This is a genomic window from Microcoleus sp. MON2_D5, assembly GCF_036701905.1.
Taxonomy (GTDB): domain Bacteria; phylum Cyanobacteriota; class Cyanobacteriia; order Cyanobacteriales; family Microcoleaceae; genus Microcoleus.
Window position 1 is genome coordinate 19,811 of the sequence record NZ_JAUBRM010000064.1, and the last position, 23,482, is coordinate 43,292.

The 23,482-nt window shown below is 44.3% G+C and carries 17 protein-coding genes and 2 pseudogenes; 8 read left to right on the top strand and 11 right to left on the bottom strand.

The window, feature by feature from the left end; translation table 11 throughout:
* The first annotated feature begins 105 nt into the window (after window positions 1-105).
* The 5 genes from QUA47_RS21835 to QUA47_RS21855 all read left to right on the top strand — a co-directional run bounded on the left by QUA47_RS21835 (window position 106) and on the right by QUA47_RS21855 (window position 7,903).
* Entirely contained in the window at window positions 106-1,728 is a 1,623-nt protein-coding gene (locus tag QUA47_RS21835) for a hypothetical protein (protein ID WP_333432299.1), read from the top strand.
* Between the two features lie 32 nt (window positions 1,729-1,760).
* Window positions 1,761-3,530, top strand: coding sequence for a ferritin-like domain-containing protein (locus QUA47_RS21840; RefSeq protein ID WP_333432300.1), 1,770 nt, complete (start codon window positions 1,761-1,763; stop codon window positions 3,528-3,530).
* 36 nt (window positions 3,531-3,566) lie between these two features.
* Window positions 3,567-4,907: a radical SAM/SPASM domain-containing protein gene (locus QUA47_RS21845; protein WP_333432301.1), complete on the top strand. Its 1,341-nt coding sequence runs from the start codon at window positions 3,567-3,569 to the stop codon at window positions 4,905-4,907.
* A 168-nt stretch (window positions 4,908-5,075) separates the two neighbouring features.
* Window positions 5,076-6,497: a flavin-dependent monooxygenase QhpG gene (qhpG, locus tag QUA47_RS21850; RefSeq protein WP_333432302.1), complete on the top strand. Its 1,422-nt coding sequence runs from the start codon at window positions 5,076-5,078 to the stop codon at window positions 6,495-6,497.
* Window positions 6,498-6,523: 26 nt separating this feature from the next.
* Complete coding sequence (locus tag QUA47_RS21855) at window positions 6,524-7,903, top strand: C45 family autoproteolytic acyltransferase/hydolase (RefSeq protein WP_333432303.1); 1,380 nt, start codon at window positions 6,524-6,526, stop codon at window positions 7,901-7,903.
* Window positions 7,904-8,343: 440 nt separating this feature from the next.
* Here the strand turns inward: QUA47_RS21855 and QUA47_RS21860 are convergent, their stop codons facing one another.
* From QUA47_RS21860 to QUA47_RS21875, 4 genes are all read right to left on the bottom strand, one after another.
* The gene (locus tag QUA47_RS21860) at window positions 8,344-9,771 is read right to left on the bottom strand and encodes a DEAD/DEAH box helicase (protein WP_333432304.1); all 1,428 of its coding nucleotides are present in this window, start codon (window positions 9,769-9,771) and stop codon (window positions 8,344-8,346) included.
* Window positions 9,772-9,969: 198 nt separating this feature from the next.
* On the bottom strand, window positions 9,970-11,262 hold the full coding sequence (locus QUA47_RS21865) for a hypothetical protein (protein ID WP_333432305.1): 1,293 nt from the start codon (window positions 11,260-11,262) through the stop codon (window positions 9,970-9,972).
* A gap of 917 nt (window positions 11,263-12,179) precedes the next feature.
* Window positions 12,180-12,497 (bottom strand): helix-turn-helix domain-containing protein, encoded by a 318-nt coding sequence (locus tag QUA47_RS21870; RefSeq protein ID WP_333134157.1) that lies wholly within the window; start codon window positions 12,495-12,497, stop codon window positions 12,180-12,182.
* Window positions 12,466-12,816 carry a hypothetical protein gene (locus QUA47_RS21875; protein WP_333432306.1) on the bottom strand — a complete coding sequence of 117 codons (351 nt, stop codon included), beginning with the start codon at window positions 12,814-12,816 and terminating at the stop codon, window positions 12,466-12,468. Before QUA47_RS21875 ends, QUA47_RS21870 begins: the two co-directional genes overlap by 32 nt.
* Before the next feature lie 425 nt (window positions 12,817-13,241).
* On the opposite strand from QUA47_RS21875, the gene QUA47_RS21880 reads away from it, so the two are divergent.
* Both QUA47_RS21880 and QUA47_RS21885 read left to right on the top strand, forming a co-directional pair.
* Entirely contained in the window at window positions 13,242-13,424 is a 183-nt protein-coding gene (locus tag QUA47_RS21880) for a hypothetical protein (RefSeq protein ID WP_333183564.1), read from the top strand.
* Window positions 13,425-13,467: 43 nt separating this feature from the next.
* Entirely contained in the window at window positions 13,468-14,043 is a 576-nt protein-coding gene (locus QUA47_RS21885; RefSeq protein WP_333432307.1) for a site-specific integrase, read from the top strand.
* Between the two features lie 35 nt (window positions 14,044-14,078).
* Here the strand turns inward: QUA47_RS21885 and dnaB are convergent, their stop codons facing one another.
* From dnaB to QUA47_RS21900, 3 genes are all read right to left on the bottom strand, one after another.
* Window positions 14,079-15,434, bottom strand: coding sequence for a replicative DNA helicase (dnaB, locus tag QUA47_RS21890; RefSeq protein WP_333432308.1), 1,356 nt, complete (start codon window positions 15,432-15,434; stop codon window positions 14,079-14,081).
* A 116-nt stretch (window positions 15,435-15,550) separates the two neighbouring features.
* Complete coding sequence (locus QUA47_RS21895; RefSeq protein WP_333432309.1) at window positions 15,551-17,296, bottom strand: hypothetical protein; 1,746 nt, start codon at window positions 17,294-17,296, stop codon at window positions 15,551-15,553.
* Between the two features lie 709 nt (window positions 17,297-18,005).
* Window positions 18,006-18,917 carry a transposase gene (locus tag QUA47_RS21900; RefSeq protein WP_333432310.1) on the bottom strand — a complete coding sequence of 304 codons (912 nt, stop codon included), beginning with the start codon at window positions 18,915-18,917 and terminating at the stop codon, window positions 18,006-18,008.
* A gap of 133 nt (window positions 18,918-19,050) precedes the next feature.
* Between QUA47_RS21900 and QUA47_RS21905 the strand changes: the two are divergent.
* Window positions 19,051-20,317, top strand: a pseudogene (locus QUA47_RS21905) (IS701 family transposase).
* A gap of 7 nt (window positions 20,318-20,324) precedes the next feature.
* Here the strand turns inward: QUA47_RS21905 and QUA47_RS21910 are convergent.
* The 4 genes and pseudogenes from QUA47_RS21910 to QUA47_RS21925 form a co-directional block, all read right to left on the bottom strand.
* On the bottom strand, window positions 20,325-20,621 hold the full coding sequence (locus tag QUA47_RS21910; protein ID WP_333432311.1) for a hypothetical protein: 297 nt from the start codon (window positions 20,619-20,621) through the stop codon (window positions 20,325-20,327).
* 202 nt (window positions 20,622-20,823) lie between these two features.
* Window positions 20,824-22,179, bottom strand: a complete 1,356-nt coding sequence (locus QUA47_RS21915; RefSeq protein ID WP_333432312.1) for a helix-turn-helix transcriptional regulator — start codon at window positions 22,177-22,179, stop codon at window positions 20,824-20,826.
* A 63-nt stretch (window positions 22,180-22,242) separates the two neighbouring features.
* Complete coding sequence (locus tag QUA47_RS21920; protein ID WP_333432313.1) at window positions 22,243-22,848, bottom strand: Uma2 family endonuclease; 606 nt, start codon at window positions 22,846-22,848, stop codon at window positions 22,243-22,245.
* Between the two features lie 262 nt (window positions 22,849-23,110).
* Window positions 23,111-23,383, bottom strand: a pseudogene (locus QUA47_RS21925) (ISKra4-like element ISMiva1 family transposase); the annotation flags it as partial.
* Between the last annotated feature and the right edge of the window lie 99 nt (window positions 23,384-23,482).

Here is a 23,482-nt window from a genome sequence, read left to right on the forward strand (position 1 = left end):
AACAACTTGTATGAGTAATATTGTTGGCACGCAGATAAATTAATGGGTGCGATTTAAAAATCAGTACAAGGCTCAAACTGAACGGGTATCTTCGGGGAGTTGTTGATGGATACAATTTTAGAGGTGTTCTTTCTACCACCGATGGCGATCGCGCGTTTAGGTAGCAGCGATACACCAATGGAAAGTTTCACTTGGACAGAAGATCCGAGCGTCTTTGGGGGCGATATGACCATTATAACCCCCCAAGTCAGCTTAGAAGTCAGAGAAGATGGCTCTCTGTGTCCTGACCTACCTCAGTCGATTCGCTTTCGAGATGGCAAGTCCTTGCGACCTGTTGCTCCCTTTTTTGAGTTGTGGGTAACGGTTCAGTCAGGCAAGGATGGCACGGTTAAGGAAGTGCCCCTGACCTTAAATTTACTAGCCGAGTTGGGCGCTTCCACTGAAAACATTCGGTATCGGATAACAGCAGGAAACCGGAAAGCTTCCTTCCGCACGGGCGATCCCGCTTGTTCCTACACCGCAATGGTAGAAGTGGCTGGCCAGGATTGCAAGCGTTACCCCCTGCTAGGATACAGCCGTCACACTGCGGGTCAAGCACCTCTAGTTTTGAAAGACCATCCCATTCCTCTGGGTCACTTCCAAGTCATGCGTCCGACTCCCGAAACCAAGTTGGGGGTAGACTTGAGTCAATTGCGCGTTCGCTTCACTCCTGCTAAAGGAAAAGTCTACGGCCCGCCAAGCGCGATCGCAGGTCCAGCTTCTGGGTTACCCCCCGGTGAAGCAGCAGCGCCTCTTTCAGAAGCGGGTCGCGTTTATGAAATTGTACCGCCAGAAAATCGCATCCTCAACGAAAATACAGTGTGGTCCAAGTATATTTTGGGACGAGAATACGACGATGCTTTACCCTCCGATAGTTATGACGGCGCGAATGTGGGGGATAACCGTTCCTGGGGAGTGGTGGATGATAGTTGCGATGCCGTTATTGAAGCTTACCTGGCGATCGCTTCCGAGCGCTACGTTGCTACGGCGCGGGTCTTGGTCGGCCCACCGGATTTTGCTCCGGATCGCCGTCCTTTTTACTCGATCGCTGATGACCTCGCCGACCGGGATCTGGATTCAGTACAGGTAAATAAAGACACTGAGCAAGTAACGGCAGAAGAAATTCAAGATTTATTCCACCGCATCTATGAAACCGTAAGCTTGATGAGTCTGGATTCAGCACGCACCCGTTCGATTCGGGAAAATGATTCAGACGACCAAAAGCCTAACTTTCCGGGTATGCCCCAAATCGACAAACGCAGTTTGTCGGGGGAAGATGTTCCTTATGTCGATAAAAGCCCAGATTTGCTGATTTCTTCAGCCCCTCAAGAAGAGAGCATTAGCGTTAAACGCGATCGCTTGCCCTATAAAGATGTCGCTCATTTCGTTCACACGCCCCTCACCGATATTGATACGCTAATCCATTTTTTCCGCAGTCACCAAAGGCACATCGAGCGGCTGATCCGTCCTCCCTTCGGTCATTTCCACCAACTAACAGATAATCCGCCACCGAATTCTGAACCCAACCCAGATTTCCGCGACCCTCGCATTTTACGCGACAAACTCTACGATATGCGGATGCCGCCCTATATGCGCGACTCAGATGAAAATCCTCTATCTCTGACTCGACGGCAGTATGAGGAATTGATGGCATTGGTGAAACTGTTGAACGAACCGCAAGCAAAATAGCGGTTTTAAATCGAACCAAGAAGGGAGTTGTCATGGCCCAAGAAAATAACACAGCAAAGAAAATTTTTCCTCGCAATTTAACTGCGAGGGCTGCCTATCAAGTAGCAGGCAATCCTGTCACTACCCGCTTGGAATCTGGGGTAGGTAACTGTTATCCGGGGTTGGAAATGCACGTTCCTGCCCTCGATCGCCGATTTTTCCCAGGGCTGCTTTTTACCTTTGTTGACTTGGCTGATAATTTACCCCCTTATACCGAACCCCAGCGGCGAGGGGCAAAGCTGATTTATGTCGCTCTAACCGATCCACAAATAGATCGCAGCAACCCCAAAGTTACCGAACTTTACCGAGAACTGTCTGGAGATAAGGGAGCAAATTTGGCTGCGGGAACCTGGTACCTGCACTCGATCAAGCAGGACGGGAAAGAAATTTTTATGTACGAATATAGCAAAGATGGTAGTCGCACTCCCTTGCAAGGTTTAGTCGTCTGGCGTTTAGTCAGCAGTCTGAAACCTGAACCTGCTGCTTTAAAGATTAAATTGATCCAGCGGGATACCAACTTTCCTTTATCAGAAATCGAATTGACAGGTTGGCGGCGGCGTTACGTTGATCCGAAAACGGGAGTTATCGACCTTGCCTACTCTCCCGGTGAATTGGGACAGAGTTTGTGTTCTCCTTGGACGCATGATTTTCGTGATTGTGCTTGTCATTATTGGGCTTCTAATCATCCCGATGTCGTGTATGGTGCGATCGCTCCCGATGAAGAAATCCTGCCCGATGGCGAGTCAGCTAATCCCATTAAAGCCAATACTCCCATTGACTGGTTGCGCGAAGATCGATCGCCCTCTGGTACAGTAGCGGCGATGAATACGATCGACAAAAATCGCCCTTTCCAGTTCGACCATTTCCAAATTAACCAACGCTGGGAAGAGTTAAATATTGTCTTGCAGGGTCATGAAATAGGAGAAACTTACCAACCTCAACCCCGCGAAGCTGACCCCGAACCATTTAGTTCTCCTGCAGAATTGGCAGCCGAACTGCGAGAGAAATTAGCTCCCTTAGAAATGGCTCTGGCTTTGGAATATTTGTATGCTCGTTATTCGATTAAAACACCTGAAGAAATTGAAGGCGAAGTCTGGCCTACTCTCAAGTCAGATGTCACTTTCATGCGGCATTTTCTGATGATGGTAGCAGCAGGTGAAATGACTCACCTGCGCTGGGTAAACCAATTGCTTTGGGGACTTTACCAAGCTGGATTAATTGAGTATTACCAACCAATTTTGAGCCCAGCTACCGAAATCCCGATAGGTCGTCATAACGAGCCGCGCCCCAGACAACTCCGTCCGCTCACTCTAGAAACGCTAGAGGACTTTATTAAAGTCGAAAAACCGAGCGGATATATTGAAGGAGCTTACGCGCGGGTTGTTGCCACTTTGCGCCAACCGGAATATCAACATCTGAATCATTTATACGAACTGGCGATTCGGATTGACACCGACGGCGTGCAGCATTTCAGCCACTTTCGCGATATTAAGACGGCTCTAAAATCCTACCCGAAAGATAGACCCGATCTTTACCTCCGCAAGGTTCGAGTAGGAAGGCATAATGAGGCTAATGAAGCCCTCAAATTGTATAACGACATTATCCTTCCTCAACTTTACAACGCCTACTCTAGTTTCTCTGACAAAGACTTCCACACAGGTGGCAAACAGACTCATTTTGCTAGGGAGGCGATGACTAAGCTGAATCAAATTGCCGATGAACTGGCACGTCAGGGAATTGGTATTCCCTTCTGGGAAGACTAATTTTAGGTTGGGTTTTCTACTTCTTTTAAAATCTTTATGCGCGTTAATTACTTGAGTGATGGTTCGGAAGTATTGTCAAAATTTCATTTTTTTGACACAGAATATGGCTTACATATGCTGATTGCCGATGGCTCTCAAGTTTATGGAATAGAGCCAGAATTACAACAAGAAATAGAGGCAGCAGCCAAACAAAATACCGATACCGTCGAGATCCTTCTCCAACAATACGGATTGACTGCCAAAACCTTTATAGACGGTCAACCGTTGTCACAACCGCCATTAAAAGCACTGTCCCTCGCTGTTGCCCAGAAATGTAACCTAGGATGCACTTATTGTTACGCCCAAGAAGGCAGTTTCGGGGGGTTTGCCAAAAATATGTCTTGGGAAGTGGCAAAAGCCGCTGTGGAGCGATTATTTGAGGAAGCGCAACCCGAAGAGCGCGTGAATCTCTCTTTTTTGGGAGGAGAACCTTTAGTAAATCGTCAATTAATTCAGGCTGCCACTCAGTTAGCTTTCGGTTTATCGCAGAAAAAAGGTGTGAAAATTGGCTTTTCAATTACAACGAATGGTACTTTTCTTGAACCAGAGGATGCAGACTTTTTTGAGCGGTATGGATTTGCCGTAACAGTAAGTTTGGATGGTGTGGGGGAAGTTCACGATCGCACCCGTTCGTTCAAAAGTGGCAAAGGCAGTTACGAGCGAGTCATGGCTAATATTAAACCGTTACTATCCCAGCAACGACAAATGCAAGTTTCCGCCCGCGTTACGGTAACACCTAAAAATTTGTACCTGCGAGAAACCTTGGAGCATTTTATCGGTTTGGGATTTCACAGTATCGGCTTTTCTCCCATGCTGAGTTCGCCAACAGGACGCGAGCACATGGAAACAGAAGGTCTCCAAGTGATGCTCGCACAAATGATTGACTGCGGGCAAGAGTTCGAGCGGCAAACAATTGCAGGAAACCGCTATCCCTTTGCCAATATAACTTCAGCAATACAACAAATTCATCGAGGCACTCATAGACCCTACCCTTGCGGTGCAGGTGCAGGATATATGGGGGTATCTGCGGAGGGAAATCTCTCTGCTTGTCATCGCTTTGTCGATGATGAGGCTGGTTTTATGGGCAGTCTGAAAAACGGGATCGATCGAGAAAAACAAGATCGGTGGTTGGCAGAAAGACAAGTCGATCGTCAAGAACCTTGCAATAGCTGTTGGGCGCGTTATTTGTGCAGCGGTGGATGCCATTATGAGGTGATTCATCGCGGTAGACCTGCTTGCGATTATATTCGGGGCTGGTTGCATTTTTGCTTGCAAACTTACGTCAGTCTCTTAGAAAAATCCCCGGATTATTTTACGGGCGATCGCATTCCTATTTGAGTTAACAGGACTTAGGCAAAAAAACCGGGTTTCTATGAAAAATCTTCGCTTGGGAATTAGATATTTACACAGAAACCAAGTTTCTAGGTTCCTAACGCAGAGGCAAAGAAAGCGGATTTATTGGGACAATTTTTAAGCTAAAATCCAAACTCTCAAATCTCAAATCGAATGACTGCTAATTTCCCGATTGAAACCGAAGTTTGTGTGGTGGGCGGTGGGCCTGCTGGTTCTAGTATTGCTCGCAGGCTGGCACTTTTAGATCACGATGTTTGTTTGATCGAACAAGCGGCGTTTCCTCGCCCCCACATCGGGGAGTCTTTGCCGCCGTCTATTATACAGGTGTTTGAATTGTTGGGGGCGCGAGCGCTAATCGAAGCAGCGGGTTTTTTGAGAAGCCATCGCGCGCGAGTTCGTTGGTCAAGTACCGACAATAGTTGGCAGTCGCACCCGGGAGAATCTGGGTTTCAGGTCGATCGCGGTCGATTTGACCAGTTACTATTAGAAGCAGCCAAAGAAGTCGGGGTACGTGTTTTGCAACCGGCACGTGTCTCTCGTCCCCAACGGCAAGGACAATATCAATGGTTGGTTCCCGTTCGTTCGGGCGAGCGCCACTACACCATCAAAACACGGTTTCTGGTTGATGCGACGGGAAAACACAGCCCCCTATCTGGGAAAAAACAGCGTTATTCTGCGGCGACATTGGCATTGTACGGTTATTGGAAAAACACCAGTTTTCATGGTGCAGAAAGTCGCGTGGAAGCAGGTGCAAATGAATGGTTCTGGGGCGCATATTTACCAAATGGTACTTTCAATGCAGCGGTTTTTCTGGATAAGCAGCGATATGCCCAAATAGGAGGCGATCGGCAAAAATTCTATGAAGATATACTAGCAAAAACTACTTTATTCCCAGACTGTTTGCAGGGCAAGTTAGAAACTCCGGTGCAGATTTGCGATGCCTCGTCTTATTTTACCACAAATCCGATAGGGCTAGATTTTATCCGAGTTGGTGAAGCGGCACTTTCTATCGATCCGTTGTCTTCCCAAGGCGTACAAGTGGCAATGATGTCTGCGTTTACTGGCAGCATTGCAGTACACACAATTTTAACCCAGCCAGATAGCACCGATGCCGCGATTGCTTTTTATCGCGACAGACAGAGAGAAACCGTCGTTGGCAATCAAAAAACAGCGGCCCAATTTTATGCCGAACAAGATATTTATCCTGCTACTTCTTTTTGGCAAAGTCGCGCCCATAAGCCCCCGATCCAAAACCTAACTGAATGGCAATTAAATACTTCTCTCTTTAACCTCAACACTCGCATCCAGTTGTCGCCCGCGGCAAAACTGATGCTTGCGCCTGTCATCCAAGGGAATTTAATTGAGAAAGTTAAAGCCTTGCACCATCCGGGATTAGATCGACCTGTAGCTTATTTGGGAAACGTTGTGATCGCCAGCTTCCTCGAAGAATTGGTTGCCGGACAAACTGTCTTGGAATTGATGCAAAAATGGTCAAAACAGCAAAGTTTGCCGATTTGTTGGCAATTGCTGCAATGGTTTTGGTCTCAACATATTCTCGTCCCGCTTTGCCCCTAACCTATCTATTATTAAAAGGAAAAACAATGACTTTCACTCGTGCTCATCTCAATCAAACCGAACAAAACTACTTATCAAAAGCCTATCGCTTTGAAAGAGCAGGTTGGATATTTTTACATATTGAAGGTGTTCCATTTGAACGAGGGTTTCAGCACGGATATTTACTTGCTAAAGAGCTAGACGAAGCCTTAAAAACGATTAAATTTACCAGTAACTGGGATACAGGAGATACATTTGAGTCCTTGGGGGAAGCAGCAATGGATCTATACGATCATTGGTTAAACAAGGACGAGTTAGGTGGGGAATTTAAAACTGAGCTTGAGGGAATTGTAGCTGGAGCTTTGAAGGCGGGTGTAGAAATTTCCTATCCAGAAATTTTAGCTTGGAACGCTAATATAGAACTGTTGGGTGATTGGTGGCCCCAACATAAAAATACACAACCCGGAGAATTCCTGCGAGGTCATCACTGCAATTCCTTCATCGCTACGGGTGACAAAACAACCGCAGACGGTGGAATTGTTCTAGCTCACAATACTTGGGATACATACATCAACAGTAACTCCGCCAATATCGTCATGGATATTCATCCAGATCGGGGAAATAGCATTTTAATGCAGAGTGCGCCCGGTTTTTTGCACAGCGGTACTGACTTCTTTTTAACAGGTATTGGAATTATTGGTGCCGAAACCAGCATTGCTGGATTTTCTGGATATGATGAAAAGAAAGCTCCTGAATTTTATCGAGTCAGAAAGGCAATGCAATACGCCCAAAGTCTTGATGAATGGATGGAGATAATGCAGGTTAATAATAACGGGGGGTATGCCAATAGTTGGTTAATTGGAGATATTCGCACGGGAGAAATTGCGCGGCTAGAATTGGGATTAAAATATGTCGGTATCACCCGCAAGCAAGAAGGATGCTTCTGGGGATGTAATGTTGTCGAAGATCCGAGAATTCGCAATCAAGAATGCGATAACGTAGGGTATTCCAACCTACTCCAAAGTGGTGGGCGTCGGGTGCGTTGGGAGCAACTCCTGGCTGAGTATTGCGGGAAAATTAACATTGAATCTGCAATGGCAATGATTTCCGACGATTACGATGTTTACCTCAAACAACACAATTCATCAAACCGCACCATCTGTGCTAGGTTCGATCGCGATCCTGCTGCCTTTAATCCTCTAGAATTCGGGCCTTACTATCCTTATGGAGCTAATGATGGTAAAGTAACGGATAGTACGATGGCTAAACAAATGAGTTTCTTGGGTCGCTACGGACATCCGGACGGCTCAACATTCAATGCTAAACAATTTTTAGAAGAACAGCCTCAGTATGCTTGGCAAGGTGAGTTTCTCAGAGATAAACCTCATCAGCCGTGGGTAAATTTTTCCGCTCGTAACGAGGGATAGATTTAGCAAAAAAATGGTCGCTCTGCGTTTACAGTTATAGAAAACATTGCATTAGGGAAACTTAAATCTGTTAACAGATAAAAATTAGTAGCGGTCGATAGACCGTTTTCTGTTTTGAGTAAAATTTTATTGAGTCTTTAAACAGCAGCCCATGTTTTATTTGATATTAGGACTTACGCAACTGGCAGACTCCTATCGATTTGTAGGATGCGTCAGACTTTCGTTATAAGGCGATTATCAAGGGTTTGGGATAGTAGCGCACCTTACTAATTGTGCCAGTTACATAAGTCCTGTACTTGTAGGGTGCTGATGGCACACGTTACTACTACAGATAGTGTAAAGATTGATTCATGCAGCGTAAGTCCCGATGGAGAAGGTTTTTGAAAGTTGAGTGTTACTGGCTGTTTTCTAGAAACGTATGTGCCTGTTAGTTGAGGACTTTACCTCTTGGTTGAAAAGTTTACCTCTTGGTTGAGAAGTTTATTGTTTGAGTACAAGTCATTGGGGGCAACAAATAATATCCGATATCGGCAGCGGCTTGCACCGACATAATAAAGTCGATGGTACTCTTTAAGTTTCTGTTGACGGCTCAAATCTTGACCGATTAACAATCTGCTGAAAAGGTCGCTTCCGTCAATGCCAACTTCATCAAAAGTGCTGCCTTGCGAATTGTGAATAGTCAGAGCAAAGCAATTGTTAATTTCAGCAAACAAGTCATCTTTGAACCAGTAATATTTCCTCCAAAGAAATCCATTGCGTTTAGCACTCTTGAGCTTTTCTTTAAGTTCAGCCTGGTAGCGCTTATTTTCGGACTCGTGCAGGACAAAGATTTGCCGAAATAAACCGTCATCAGTCACAATTTTTAGCAGCCAAACTCGATAGCCGGAGTGCTGGTTAATCTCAACTTCCTTGACGGTAAATTCCGTTGAAGTCGGCAAAATTACGGTTTTGCCGTCAGGTGCCATGACGGGTTTTTTGGTAATTAGCCTTTCTCCCGGTACAAATCTGGGTGCAGCTTGACCGTAGACTTGTTCTCTGATAAGCTGATTGTAGTATCTGACTCGTTTGTTAGTCCAGCACAAAATTCTGAAACGATCGGGATTTTGACTAAATTCCAGATTGATCGTTTTGACGGCATATTGTAGCAGCGTTTCTGATTTAACTTTGAATGCACCGTTTGACTTGTCTCCTTTTTTGTATTTAGAGTGTGGCAAAAATATGTCTGCTTTGCTATTAACAAAAGAGCGGCATTCTGTTATGAAATCGAGCACAGGGCTTTCCCCTGCTTGCCTGACAACTTTGGTCAGTACAGCTTTATTGGTAATGCTGAAAGCAGGCGACTTTTTTTCTCCTACAGGATTGAGCTGAGCGGGGTCGCCCATTAAAATTAGCTTGCGGTGATTAAAGAATGTGCGTTCAAAATTGCGTTCTATCCATTTCCACAATTCGCTTCCAACCATCGAACATTCGTCGAGGAAGATGATATCGTAGAGGTGAAGGCTGCTGGAACTTGTCTGTGACAAGGCTTTTTCTTGTTCTTTTCTGACCATGCCTAATCCTAAAAGTTGGTGTATTGTCATAAAATCTACTCCGAAAATGCCTTGAGACGCTGCCATTTTTCTGAGGATGCCGACTGCTTTGTTAGTAGGTGCTGTGAGGGCAATGCGTTTGCTTTGACTCAAGAGTTCTTGGATAATTTGGAAGACTATTGTGGATTTTCCAGTTCCTGCGTAGCCGCACAGCAAGAAGAATGACTCGGTAGTGGTTAGAAAGGTTCTTAATTTGTCGATGGCTTGCTGCTGTTGCGGTTTGAGCGTGAAGGGAAATTGTGTAAGTTTCTGGGGTTGTTCGAGTAAGGTTTGAATCATTAGTTAGCGTCCATTACTAATTTTATCAACCTCTGATTAAGCGTTAGCTTGAGAGGAGTGGGACTGGGGAGTGAGAATTGGGGAGTGGGGAGTCAGCCCTGTATAGCTTGGTGAAAAATGCTCTCAAACGCTTGAAATTTAGTAAGACGCCATCGCTCTAATTTTGTTGGCACAGCGAACGACAATAAACAAGATTTATTAGGGCGTATCTTCTAAATTAAGTTCCGCAACTTTTGCCAGAGCTTCTAAACGCTTGTGTAATGTTTTATGCCTGGGACATTCTACAGCGTACTCGTATTTAGCACCTGTATGTTGAAGTTCGGAAATCTGGCAGTCAATTAAGTTACTAAGATGACCGACTAGCTTTTTAACAGGTATTAGCCACGCCTTAGCTAATGCTTTAGTGCGGAATCCTATCCAAGCTCTAAAGTAAGACCCGTTTTCGCTAATTTGATATGCTACGTTGGGCGATAATTTAACAATAGGTTCAATTCGGGTCACACCCAAACATTTGAGTTCTGTTAAGGTGTAGTTTTGAATATCCCCATTGTCCCAATGAATTTTTATGGATCGTAGTACCTCAATATTCAAACTAATAATTGTCCCCATTCGTTGAGTTCCTTCTCGCTGCTGTAAAAGGCGAGTTTCCTCTCTAAATCCGTTCCATCCTTGTTTTTTAACTAAACTTTCAATGCAGTGCTTCCAGGCTTCTTCCCAAGCTATCTCAAAGTCAGAAAGATTGAGGTGTGGAGAGTAAAATTTAGGAAGCTTCCCTGCTTCCCACTCCCCACTCTCCACTCCACCCATTTCTTCGCTCAATTGTCGAGCCAGTTTTTCTTTTAACTGCTGTTTGTAGATTGGCATAGCGAATTCTAAAAAGTTGTCGGGTACTTCGAGAGCTAAATGCGTTTTAGCTCTAATTCTGAGTTCATTGACAGACAAACAGCGGGCGTCTTTTAATTGCTGGGGTGCAGGAATATCTATAGTACAACTTGTCAGGTAGCCGGGAAAAAAGTTGATGGGAAAGAGATAAGATTGGTCAAGAGTAGAGATAAGAATGTGCTGTTCAGTGAGCGATTCTACTTTGAAAGGAGTTGCATTGCTGAATTGTACCTGTTCGGAATTAGCGAGTACGATGGTTGTGCAAGTTGGAAGTTCTCCAGCAGTCTTTTTAGGGATAAACTGAGGAACGAGAGAGATTGTGAGGGCGCGGATTTCGTCGAGGTTATAAGTCCAAGAAAATGAATCTTCGCCGGGACTTGCGTCCCAAGTAATTGTCACAGGTTTTTCAGTTTTGTTGAGAGAAGTAACAATACCGTATTGGTTGCCAGTTTTTACGATATCGTTTAATTTGAAGGGATGCTCTTCAGCAGGTGCATCCGCGAGGAAAGGAAAAATTACTGCAATCACTTCTTGGATTTGAGGGGAGTGCTGGCTGGCTGATTCAGGAAAGGTTTTGTGGGGGTTGATATTAAAGTTGTTAGCGTTCATAACGGTAAGAATTGGTTATCTCTTAACTTCTCCCGCTAGGGGGTAGCTTTAAATTTGCAGGTGTCCTTAACAAAGGATTCTTGAGCCACCAATTGCAGGAAATAAATTAGCTGTTGTTAGAGGGAGGATCTGTTGTGATGGCCAGCTATACTACTATTAGCCATATGTACGATTGCACAGCTATCAATTATAGTATATTCACTCATAGAATTGTAATTATCCGTACAAATGCGATAGCTCTATATAGTCAATCAAGACTATGATAAAAAGTTGTATTTAGTACAACTTAAAAAATCGAATGCTAACAATTTATTTAGTTAACATCATTCAATTCATAAAAAGTTCTCCCAGCTATCAGTAGGTTCTGTCGCTGGGAGAAATCGCTGGAAAGTCGGTTATTCAACTAACGCAGGTATCTCGATTAATTCGATTTCAAATCTTCGCTGCAGTCGCCGTTATTCTTTAGGCACAGTAGGCTTTGGTTGCATGTCAAAAATAATCACAAATGTGCGCGTTTTCACTAATCGCTGCAAAACCCGTAGATGATCATCTGCATCGTTTCTCTTACGAAATCGTGCCACAATAACACGCTGACAATTAGGAAGCAGGCTAATGATACACCACGGGTGCAATTTTTCAGAGTAGGTCATTTTAGTACCTCAGCAGTAAAAGTAACAGATTGTGCTCTTGTTTCATTGCTTGCCAAGACAGTAATTGAATAATCTTGTCAAAGACAGGTCACGGTGACATTGATATTTGACAAGGTTTGTGCTAATACAAGCTCAAATTATCTTTTGATGCTGAAAAAGCTTGGTGTATGGCAGCCACCTAAACTGTTGGAACAAGTCAGCAGTATATGCTTGTGATAACGCATACAGTGGTTGCCCTAAACAGTCTTTCCGTTATACGCGCCACTATTAATCCAGGCTATTCTCTTCGCAAGGCGGACACAGGAAAGCCACCAATGTCTCTGGAATTTCCTCAAAATGCTCCAGCAGAAAATCCATTAAAGCCAAATGACGCAAATCGACAGCAGTAGGGAATCGGCGATTTTCCCCCTTTCTAAACCAACCCCGCACTGTAGAATCAGAACGAGAACAAATAAAAGCAATTTCCTCATAACTCACTCCCCACTTTGCATAAAACTGCCTCGGTGTCATTCGCAATTGGCATTCACTGTAAACTGCAATCAAATTGCGTTCTCTATCTGTCAAAGTCTGCTGCTTTTTTATCATCCTCAAACTTCTCCAAATCTTCCTCCCAGGCAGTATCAAACTGACACCACTTTGCACTCTTGGAATCAGGAGTAAGGCAAATGATGTAGCACCACATCCAACAACGCTGACGCTGTTCATAGTTGTAAAATTTGCCGATAACTATTCCCCAATCGGCTTCTTCGCCAACATCGGCCCAGCGCACCATCTCGCCACACTCAAAGCGCGGGGGATGAATTTTGGCAAAACTTGCAGGCAACTCAGTTGAAGGTGGTATATCCTTCAACTGTTTTAGCGGCAGGGCCGAAATCAAATCTCGCTTTCCTTTTGAGATTGACATGAGTTCTTAACTGTGCATCGACTGCAACAGATTTGTTTTGATAGGTTTTTAGGCCAATTTCTTGATAAAGAAATTGCTGCGCGATATTTCCTTAAATCAATCAATTGGAATCTATATTTGACGAACTATTCTCAAAGCCCAACTCTGGCTAGACTATCAGTTTTTTGAGATACCGCCCAATCGCGTTGATATCAAGTCCGGTTGCAGCAGACTGGTATAGTAAAGGTGTAGTTGCTTTCGTCAGCGAGGTGCGATGCTCGACAAACGTCTCCAAATCGAACCACACCGGGAAGTAGAAGAACTATTGGAGAATATTGATGACTTGTTCTTCAGAATATAATCAGCCAGCAAAGAAGGTTGCAGGTAGAATCCAACAATAGTATAATTAGATTAGTGAATAATAATTTTATTGGTGGCGCAGTGTTATGACAGCCCTTGAACCTGTTACCTTCAGAGACCTCATAGACGCGATCGCTACCTTGCCGATTATCAACTTTTCCGAGAATTCGAGTCAGTTGAATAGCAATAAGCGGGAAGTGAGTTGCAACAAGCGCCTCCGATTGCCCAGAAAGCGATTGAGCCGGATTTGGTTGGCCATCAAAGAATAGAAGCCACTTAGCCTACTTGACGTAATAACCCTTTCGTCCAATAATGAAGGAATTTACCCTAAGAGGCTGCGCCGTGAAGGTTCAAGGGAATGGGCGCGCTAAGATTTTGACGCCCGCAGAAATTGACCGACTGTTTGACCGGGGTTTTATTACAGCAAGGGACAGGCTTTTGTTTGCTGTAACTTTTTACTGCGCCTGCCGCATTTCAGAGGCGTTAGCTTTAACAACTCATGACATTGTTGGGGGGTCAGTCACGTTGCGAAAAGCAACGACAAAGGGTTCGTCAGCAACGCGAACGCTGCCGCTCCATCCTATGCTGGCTAAGTATTTAAAAGCTTACAATCCAGATGTGGGTTTTTTGTTTCCGGGTCGAGACAATACGAAGCCTTTGACTCGCGCTCAGGCGGATGTGATTTTTAAAGAAGCTTGCAAGCGGGTAAGAATTAAGGGGGCTTCAACACATTCGATGCGGCGGACGGCGCTGACTAATTTGAGCAATGCGGGGGTGCCGCTGCGGGTGATTATGGAGATTTCGGGACACAAAAATTTGTCGAGTCTCCAGCGCTATTTGGAGGTACAGCCGGAACAGCTTGTCAAGGCACTCGGGATTCTGAAGTAAGGCGACAGAGCTCAATATTTTCCTGTCCTTTAATATTACGGCAGTTTATAGATATTCCGAAACCGACAGCATTCAGCATCAAACAGCAACTTAACCGTTCCCGTTCCGCTATTCCGTCCTTTCAATCCAATAATTTCAGCGATTCCCCGATCGGGAGAATCAGGATTGTAATAATCGTCCCTGTAAACTCCAAGCACAACATCCGCATCCTGTTCAATTCCACCAGAGCCACGCAAATCCGATAAACTTGGACGTTTATTTGTGCGAGTCTCTACCCCCCGATTGAGCTGGGAAAGCAGCACAACTGGCGTGTCAACCTCGCGAGCCAAAATCTTCATCTGCCGCGTAATTTCGCTAATTTTATTGACAAAATTTTCATCCGCTGAATTCACCATCAATTGCAGGTAATCAACAATTACCAAACCCAAGGGGCCGCGCTCGCAAACAAACTCCCTAACTCTCGAACGAATCTCTAGGGGAGATGGTTCCAAACTTTCGTCTATCCAAAAATCAGCATCGCTAACTTTCCCCAAAGCCGAAGCTAGCACTTCGTACTTACCAGCTAGGTTAACTTGCCTGATATCTTTCACCGACACCCCACTCTCAAGTGCCATTAACCGCGCTGCCAAGTCCCGACCCGGCATTTCCATCGAAAACATCAAAACCCGACCGTTCCTGGGGAGGGAAGCAATGTTGTACCCAAGCGCGCAAGCCAAAGCTGTTTTGCCGCTGCCGGGGCGACCTCCTATGACAATCAATTCGCCTCGGTAAAATCCCCCTCCCAAGAGGTCGTCGAGGTCGTAAAACCCCGTGCTTATTCCAGGACAGTAGTTAGCAGTCTCCAAGCGCTGTTCCTCAATTTCATCTAGATATCGCCAAAGTTCGTGGCAGTATTCCGAAAGAGGCCGAATAGCTTTCTGTCGCTCTTCTTTGTACTTATTGAGGACAAAAATCTTTTGCTCGGCTTCATTTAGTATGGCATCCAATTCGGTGGAAGTTTCGTAGCCAAGCTGCACCAGGTCATTACCAATTTTGATGAGTTCGCGCCGGACAAACTTGTCCACGACTAGCAAGGCATATTGGTCGATGTTGACGGCTGAAACAGTTCGGTCTACCAGCATTACCAGTTTAGTTTGACCCCCTACTACTTCCAGCAGGTTGTGGTCGTCGAGGAAAGTGGTGACGTTCATCAAGTCTGTGGGCTGCTCTTTAGAGTGCAGCGCTAAAGCGGCCCGATAAATGTGTTGGTGGACTGTAATTGCTAACGCTTCGGGACGCAGAATATTTGCGACTCGGTTAATGGCGATTGGGTCGATCAAAATTCCGCCTAAAATTGCTTCCTCTGCATCAATATTAGTCGGCCTAATTTTGTCAACAAAACTGACTCCCATATCTGGTACTCTCCTTTGAGATTGTTGTTACTTGAACTGTGTTGTTAGTTGCCTACAGAATTGGAAACTGTCTACAGGAATTGAATAATCAGTGTTTTCACAGCTAGGTCTCATAGCTAAGTAGTAGACAATTTGTTCAAAATTTGTTTTAGTTGCTGAGGAAATCGATGCATCCACTGCAAGTAAATTTGCTGCTGAATACCTAGCGCTGCAAAAGCTTCTTTGCCTAGTTGCTGGAACTGTTCGCATAACGTTCGGTGAGTTTCTAATGGCATATAATGAGGGTCAACATAATCCTCAGTTATTCTTGTTGTCTGTGCAGAAGAAGAATCTTTTGGAGTTGGAGAAGAGCCTGTTGAAGCTGGAGACGAAACAACATTTGTTGGGTTCGAGTTTTGAAAACCGTTAGTTTTTTCCCACCAACGACCGCGTAAACAATCAACGACCCACCCTGAAGGGTTGGATATTTGCTTTGTTTGGCTTCGGACTTGCAGCAAGTTTATGGCGGCTTGGATTTCGTTTAAGCTGTGCTGGAGCACACAAATTTTTAATTCAGAATTCATGCCTCCTGTGGCTCGCGTAACGGATTCAACAATTTCAGTTGCATCGGGATTGGCAATTGCAACCGCTTCAATAATTTCAGTTGTCTCGGGATTGGCAATTGCAACGGCTTCGATAATCTCAGTTGTCTCGGAATTGGCAATTGGAACAGCTTCGACAATTTCAGTTGTCTCGGAATTGGCAATTGGAACAGCTTTGACAATCTCAGTCGCATCGGGGTTGGCAATTACAACCGCTTCGATAATCTCAGTCGCATCAGGATTAGTAATTGGAACGGCTTTGACAATCTGAGTTGTCTCGGAATTGGCAATTGGAACAGCTTTGACAATCTCAGTCGCATCAGGATTAGTATTTGGAACAGCCTCGACAGTTTCAGTCGCATCGGGGTTGGCAATTGCAACCGCTTCGACAATTTCAGGAACTTGGGGAGTAACGGGCGAAGATATTTCAGGACTTAACGGGACAGCTTTATTGGTAGGTATTGGTGATTTGGCGGCAGAGATTGTTGGATTGTCGAGGCTGTTGAGTTCTGTCAGCAGTTTTTGCGGGGGTTTAGAGGTCAAACCTATTTGTTCTGAAGTGCAAGGTATTGCCACATCGACTGCCTGACTGTTATCTGAATTAATTCTCAGACATTCAGCGGTTGGGACGGAACATTTATTTTCACTAGGGGTTTTTAGTTTTTGTTCTGAATTTTTATTTAATTCAGTGCTTTTAGATTTGATCCCAGTTACAAGCTGTGGTTTTTTATCTGGTGATGTTAAATTTTCTTCTTCTTTAGAAGAATTAAAAAAAACAGCAGCAACATTTTCAGTGCTTTGCTGTCCTTTTTTATCCTCTGTAAAGAGTACGGCACCATCAGGGTTTGAACCCCCTGTTTGCTCAATTTTTGGCTGGTTCAGTCGATTTTTTGACGGATTGCTCAGTTTTTGGAATTTTGAATTGGTGTGAGTGAAGGGGCGAACGTCGCCCAGGTGCTGCACTGCTATGCGGAAAATGCCACGCCCGTAGTTTTTGAGAATGTTGACCAAGCCGAGTTTTTCGAGCTGTCTGAGGGCTGCCCGCCTGGTGTTGGGGCTGTAGGGCTTGCCGTTTCGGACTCTTGTGGCTCGTTTTTCGCCCAAGGGGATGCAATGGATGTCGATTTCCTCTGGTTTGCCACCGATGCAGGTTCTGTACAGGTAGAGGGCGAGTTTGACGGCGCTGGGGGTAGCTCCTTCTAGTATGTCGGCTAGGGCTTCGTAAATTGCGGCGTGTCGGGCGAATGGCGGTTTGTGCCAGGTAGTTGTATCTGCAACCATTTTTTGTTCCGGGGTAAAAATGAGCGTAAATGTCCCTTCATGCGACTGTGACAGCCGCAAGGTTTGCCAGAGCGGTTGTTGTGAATTTGACCGCGGGCTATTGAGCGCGAATGCAGCGCTCGCTGCACTCAACAGGATTTCGGGTTGGCTTCAACAACCAGGTGTGGTAGTTGCGCCGGAACCCGATTCATAGCGCCGTCGCTTGAACTCTCGGCAAACTTTAGCGAAGCGGTTTTAAGGTCTTGTACTTTTGCGATCGCTTTTTTGTAGCGATGCAGTTGTCCTAAGTCCAGCAGTGTTGAGACTGACCGCCCCGCTAAAAGATGAGAAAGGGTGCGCGACTATTTTTTCAATCCTGCCAGACCAGCCGATACGGGATTTGGTGGCGAATCAGTCTAATAAGACTGATCAGAGTTGTTCTAAAGGCTGAAAACTTTACGTGGTAAGAGTTTCAAAAATGACTTGTCGCGGCATTCTAGAGGTTTTGTCGCGGCATTCTAGAGGTTTTGTCGCGGCATTCTAGAGGTTTTGTTCTAACGGTCAAACTTATATGGGGTATGGATTTGAGAGCTATTTTAAATACCTACTTTTTTTAGAACAAGTTTCAGAACAGTCCGAGCATCCTTTGTTGAAAAAAAAACCAGCCCGGAAAGGGGTGGTTTGTAGCGTCGCTTTGTTGACACTCTCCGGGTTAAACCCACGGAGATTCTTAAGACCACAACTTTAGTCTTAAAGGCGCTGACAAGTCGCCTCTACTGATTCCGCTTAGATCGAGTCCAAGCATTATCGCTACTTTTCTGGCAATATTTGCACCACCATTGGCATCTGCATTAATCAACCAGCCTTGAGCCGTTCGGTACAAACCACGCTTAAGCCGCTTGCCACTTGCCTTCCACCCTTCAGGTTTTTCGCCGAATGTAGGTAGAAAATCATTATCGACAAACGAAGCTTTGGAAGAATATGATTCTTCAGTTTCAACGAATTTAATTCCGTGCTGCTCACACAACTGAGCGATTCGGTCTTTTAGCCTGCCTGTGGGAATTTGTACAAACTTTTGGTTAGTTTTTTTCCCCATATTGGCCGAGTCTTTCTGTCCCTTGTTCCAACCAAAAACAACTGTACCGATTTGGTTGTTTAAGCAGTTCTGAATTACTTTTCTTGCAGCTTTGTTGACAGCATCTCGCATTTGGCGATTACGTTTTTCAGTCAAGCTTGCAAGCCGTTTAGACCAGTAGCCGTTAGCTTTCCCTGACCTTAGAGAAGCAACTCGTTTGTTATATCTCTGATTAAGGGACTTAAGGTGCTTGCCATCAATAATAAAGCTAGTACCTGCATTGCTTACGCAGGTCAGCCAATTATCTATTCCGTGATCGATCGCTAGACACTTAGCAGGGTTTACATTGGAGCGAATATTTTCTGTTTTGTAAATCAATTCCAAATAGAAACAGCCGTTACGAGGCAGAATTCTATATTCTCGAATTGCTTTGAAATCAAGATTCGAGGGCATGGGTAGAAAAAAAGCATCTAAACCAAACCACGTTTTCACCTTACTTCCTAATGGGAAGCGTAACATTCCATCTTTGAGTTTTACAGAGCGTCCCGTAAATGTCACAAGTGCCATTCCACTTTGACGATATCCTGGCAACTTGGGACGTTGTGTGACCCTTCCCTCCTTAACGGGACTTAAACAAAAAATACGGTGAAAATACGTTATAATGCTTGCATAGCAAGCATATAACGTTAAAGAATGACCAATGAAAGAGACAACCCCTGCCGCGATGCCCCCCTGCTTCGATAGATGGTGTCAAAGATTTGACGATATTTTTGGTCATCTTGCCCAAAAACGAGAGTTTAGGAACTATTTAGGGGGATTATTGGGAGAAAGTGAGCGAAAAAACTTGTCGCAGATGGCAGCAAACGCCGTCGGAGTAACTTACCACAAATTACATCATTTTTTAACAGCAGCGCCTTGGTCATTCAATGAGGTCAATCAACGTCGCCTAGACGTAATGAATCAGTGTAACCAAACCAAGATTAGTCGAGGATTTAGCCTGATAATAGATGATTCTCTTCACCGAAAAAGTGGTAACTTTACTCTTATGTGTAGGAAGACAATACATCGGACAAATCGGAAAAACTGATAATGGGGTAGTAGTAGTTACAAGTCATCTATATGATGGTAAGAAGAGCCTGCCATTAGATATTGAATTATATAGAAAAGCCGACTCATTACCAGAAGGAAAAGATGACCCAGAATTCAAGAAAAAGCCAGAAATAGCCATAAATTTAATCGACAAAACCTTAGCGAGAGGCTATAAACCAGGAATAGTCTTGATGGATGCAGGGTATGGTAATAACACCAGTTTTTTACAAGAATTAGAAAACCGAAAATTAAAATACATCGGAGGAATCGCCAAAAATCGCAAAGTAATAATTCACAAAACCGAAAATGAAACAGAGGAAATTCGAGCAGACAACTTAACAAAAGGCTTACCTGTAGAGGCTTTCACAAGATTTCAACTCAATATAGAACGACCGAGAACAGTATGGGTAGCAATTAAAGAAGTCGAATTATCAAAATGCACGGGTAAGAAAGTAATAGCCATCGTCATGAATGCAGATACTGTCGATACCGCCACTGAAATAGATTATTTGATTAGTAATGTTGACTTATCAACAGCGACAGAGGAGTGGATAGTAAAAACTTATTCACAAAGAAATTGGGTTGAAGTTTTCTATCGGGAAGCCAAGGGCTGGTTGGGGTTAAATGAATATCAAATCAGAGATGAAACCAGCCTTAAAAGACATTTTATTATGGTGTTTTGTGCCTACACTTTCATTCTCTGGCATACCTTAACAGGAGGATTAAGGCGTAGATGGGCAAACAAATCTTTAAACACTTTTACTGATGCACTCGAAGCATTTCGGACAGCCATATTTTTTAGGTTTGTGAAATGGTTGAACCAAAATTGGGACGTATTCTCCGCTTATAAAGCCAGTTTAGGCTTTGTTTGGGCTTAAAATTTGTTTAAGTCCCGTTAATGCCCTTGAGCAGTCCCATAAAAGATTTAAAAGACTCTGCCACACCCGTTAGAATTTGCTGTGCTGTATCCGAATAGAACGCCTTGTAATGCAGATTCTGATTATCGGTTCCCAAAACCTTGTGTAACTCTGCACGGTTGGGAATTCTACCAGTTTTGAAATATAACTGCCGAGAATAGTAAATGCCACAATTAGACAGCTTTGCAGACTCAGAACAAAGATATTCAAGAATTGCTTGCGTCTCTTTATCTAATTTGATTAAAACTTGTTGACATCCAAACATTTTTCATCCTCCTACAATATTATTGTACAGAAAAAGACCGGATAATTTATTAAAAAATATCTCGTTTTTGGGTTAAGTAGTCTGAGGTTGAAATTCTTGAGCAACCCTGCAAGATTGTAGGCAGGATTAAAACTGATGTGTATAGAGCATTAATTAGAAACCTAAAGAAGAAAAGAAAAAGCCGTCCTTCTAGGACGGGGCTTCAAACCCCTTTTTTTGGTGAAATGCTTAACAGATGCCAGATTTGGGATTCCATTTCTGGTGCAAGGATTCGCTCCCCACGTTCCAACATGGATACATAACGCTGCGACACCCCTAGCCAGCCAGCCAATTGTGCTTGAGTCCAACCTTTGGCTGTTCTTGCTTCTTTTATCTCATTGCTTGTCAGTTTAGGTTTGGGAGCTTCTTTCAGGCGGGGTTGAACCTGTTTGAGTTCAGCTTTGCTTGCCAGGAGTTGGGGGATAGGTGCTGGCGGATGGATGGTAATTTTGGCTGCCAATAGCGTGTCAAAGTATCCTCGTTTTTTTCGATCCTTGCTACCGGGTCTCAGCCATTCTGGGTAGGTCTCTTGGTCAAACTCGATTTGAAACGCTCGCTGGAGTTTCAACAGCACTTCCAGGGTGTGATTCCAGCTATTCATCAGCGTGTAAGCTTTTCTACGGTCAGACCGGGCTATATCGATTACCGTTTGGGATAGGAGCGCTTTTAGAAGGGTTTCCACTTTGTAACTGCCACTGGTGTGAAATCGGCTTTCCATCGTCAGATGAAGTGCTAAGCGCAAAGCCAGTTCATCATGGTAGGCATCGATTTTGAGAATCTCCTGGGCTAAATAGCCAAACTGATACAAGGCTTGTTTGGCGAAGTAACCTGCTTTGTTCAAGAAGGCATGAGTCCAGAGCCCCGGTTGGACTGTGATGTAGACTTCATCAGGCTGCTCTATTTTGCCCTCCAGATTCTGCTGACCTGTTAACTGAATTTGAATATTCCACATTCGCGAGGTGTCAACGCTGGCTCTAATTCCACCTTTTTTGTGTTTGCCTTCAACCCATGTGGCTTTGATTGCTAGGCAACCTAGAGCATACGCTGTTTTAGCTAGTTCATTCAGTTTTTTAGACGCGGGCAAGTCTGTGCGTTTGTCCCAGCCCATTTCCTTGATTAAGTCACTGCCTTCGAGAGTGAATAAGCTTTCCCACGGCTCTTCTTGTCTCATAATATGAGCGGCAAAAATCAGGTGTAACTTGGCAGCGGTCAGCCCAAACTTGTCAATAATTTGCATGGCCTCTTCTAAAGGCAGCAGCGTGATGTCGCCGGGGTTGGCGATGTAGTGCTCGATGATGTTGTTGGGGTTGCCCTTGGCTCGGTGTTGGAAGTACCCGACACCTGAAGGGTATTGCTGCCACAAGTCTGTTCTCAGTTGTGCGTGGAGACTGGATACCATAGGAGGGGGTGTCGCGACAGGGGCGATCGGTCTACTCTGGTACAGACGAGGTTCTGTAATGGGTTTGTCTGGGGTATCTCTAACTTCAGCCAGACTTTCTGAGCTGGTGCTGTCACTCATAGTTTTAGTCAATAGTTAGAACCTAGTATTTTAATCACTGTATTTTTAATAAATTCTAGAATTTTAAGTCGGCATAATGTCGTCAAGTTGCAATTGTAAATTGGGAAAGAGGTAAGAAGAAATCGGCTCTCCCAAGCGATATTGTTGCTGCTGGTAAACTCCATCAATCAACTGGCAGACCGTGAAAGTAGGTTGCTTGGGATTGCCGATAAATTGCAAACCCCCCAAGCCTCGAAAGTCCACAATCCAATATTCTGCAATCTTCAAAAAAGCGTATTCTTCCACTTTTCTTGCATAATCATCTTGCCAATTAGTGCTGACAACTTCGGCAACCAGCTTAATTGTACTATCTTTACAAATCACTGGTTCTTTTTGCCAAAGGGGTTCACTACCAAGTTCTGCTTTATCTAAAACAACTACATCAGGACGCAGTGCTGTGGCCTCAGCGTATAGGGGTTTTATTAAACAAGTTTTTGGAACCAACCAATTGAAATTACCACGAAAAATTTCTACGTAAATTCTACCAGCAATACTACCTGCCACCGCTTCGTGAGGACCAGTAGGTTCCATGTCTCTGAGTTCTCCATCAATGAGTTCATATCGTGTATTATCCCCATATAGGGCAATAAACTCCTCAAAGCTAAGTAGTTTGGATGGGGTGTATGTCATAGGTTATTTTTTAATGGGAGGTAGCTTAATTAGAAGTTTTGTGGGGTAGGAAGTAGAGTTCTGTTAAGTTTATTATACTCGCTCGATTGCATCATCGCCTTGGAGCTTGTCAAACTAATGGAGGTGGATTGCGATCTGATAAATCGCCCCGTGCCGATTCCAGAGAACCCTCCATTATATTCCAATCAATGTCATCATCGGGGAATAGCGATAATTGTCCAGGTGAGACGTTGGATGGGTGCATCTCAGTTTTGCACATATATCAAGTGGAAAGTTGACCATTGAGATAAGCACAGCGCAGAGAAAGGATAGAGGCAACACTCTCGATATTCCACTGCGCTCCCGATAATTTTACCCTGCTCCCAATTCGTTTAATCGTTGATTCAACTGTTCCAGAACCGATAGAACTCAGGGACTCTTCTTGATAGTATTGGTAGTTAACTATCCGGTTGCGATGGGTTTCTAAATAAGTGCAAAATGTTTTAAATGCTTTTTTTTTCAGGTCTTTAAATAAATTTATCACTTGATTAACTTGGGGTGCATCTCAGTTTTGCACATATATAGCGTTCCTAATTGAGTTGTGAACACTAACCATACATATAAAGTTTGGGAAATCCAAATATTTGACGATTCA

Bases quoted from the DNA above. Each gene is read 5' to 3' on its own strand.
- QUA47_RS21835 (WP_333432299.1), top strand. From the start codon at position 106: ATGGATACAATTTTAGAGGTGTTCTTTCTACCACCGATGGCGATCGCG.
- QUA47_RS21840 (WP_333432300.1), top strand. From the start codon at position 1,761: ATGGCCCAAGAAAATAACACAGCAAAGAAAATTTTTCCTCGCAATTTA.
- QUA47_RS21845 (WP_333432301.1), top strand. From the start codon at position 3,567: ATGCGCGTTAATTACTTGAGTGATGGTTCGGAAGTATTGTCAAAATTT.
- qhpG (WP_333432302.1), top strand. From the start codon at position 5,076: ATGACTGCTAATTTCCCGATTGAAACCGAAGTTTGTGTGGTGGGCGGT.
- QUA47_RS21855 (WP_333432303.1), top strand. From the start codon at position 6,524: ATGACTTTCACTCGTGCTCATCTCAATCAAACCGAACAAAACTACTTA.
- QUA47_RS21860 (WP_333432304.1), bottom strand. From the start codon at position 9,771: ATGATTCAAACCTTACTCGAACAACCCCAGAAACTTACACAATTTCCC.
- QUA47_RS21865 (WP_333432305.1), bottom strand. From the start codon at position 11,262: ATGAACGCTAACAACTTTAATATCAACCCCCACAAAACCTTTCCTGAA.
- QUA47_RS21870 (WP_333134157.1), bottom strand. From the start codon at position 12,497: ATGATAAAAAAGCAGCAGACTTTGACAGATAGAGAACGCAATTTGATT.
- QUA47_RS21875 (WP_333432306.1), bottom strand. From the start codon at position 12,816: ATGTCAATCTCAAAAGGAAAGCGAGATTTGATTTCGGCCCTGCCGCTA.
- QUA47_RS21880 (WP_333183564.1), top strand. From the start codon at position 13,242: ATGACAGCCCTTGAACCTGTTACCTTCAGAGACCTCATAGACGCGATC.
- QUA47_RS21885 (WP_333432307.1), top strand. From the start codon at position 13,468: ATGAAGGAATTTACCCTAAGAGGCTGCGCCGTGAAGGTTCAAGGGAAT.
- dnaB (WP_333432308.1), bottom strand. From the start codon at position 15,434: ATGGGAGTCAGTTTTGTTGACAAAATTAGGCCGACTAATATTGATGCA.
- QUA47_RS21895 (WP_333432309.1), bottom strand. From the start codon at position 17,296: ATGGTTGCAGATACAACTACCTGGCACAAACCGCCATTCGCCCGACAC.
- QUA47_RS21900 (WP_333432310.1), bottom strand. From the start codon at position 18,917: ATGGCACTTGTGACATTTACGGGACGCTCTGTAAAACTCAAAGATGGA.
- QUA47_RS21910 (WP_333432311.1), bottom strand. From the start codon at position 20,621: ATGTTTGGATGTCAACAAGTTTTAATCAAATTAGATAAAGAGACGCAA.
- QUA47_RS21915 (WP_333432312.1), bottom strand. From the start codon at position 22,179: ATGAGTGACAGCACCAGCTCAGAAAGTCTGGCTGAAGTTAGAGATACC.
- QUA47_RS21920 (WP_333432313.1), bottom strand. From the start codon at position 22,848: ATGACATACACCCCATCCAAACTACTTAGCTTTGAGGAGTTTATTGCC.